Source organism: Acinetobacter sp. ANC_7513, from assembly GCF_056779915.1.
In genome coordinates this window covers 1-236 of the sequence record NZ_JBWYIW010000039.1, presented here as the reverse complement: position 1 = coordinate 236, position 236 = coordinate 1, and the positions used below count along the sequence as shown (strand labels likewise).

General features: G+C 44.1%; 1 pseudogene. It reads right to left on the bottom strand.

Features of this window, described 5'->3' with window-relative positions:
* Positions 1-236, bottom strand: a pseudogene (locus tag AC1M9B_RS14445) (alkyl hydroperoxide reductase subunit F); the annotation flags it as partial.

Here is a 236-nt window from a genome sequence, read left to right as displayed (position 1 = left end):
CACCTGGTACATTCATTTCTCTCCAACGTGCACCTGTAGACAGGATGACCGTTTTCGATTCAAGTTTTGCACCATTCTCTAAAGTCACTTCAACTAAACCGTTGGCAGTTTCATCCGCACCTTTGATGTCAGACACACGTTGTAAGTTCATGATGTCGACACCGTATTCACGAACATGTGCTTCCATTTCAGCCGCAAACTTAGGACCTTGCGTCTTTTGCACTGATGTAAAGTTT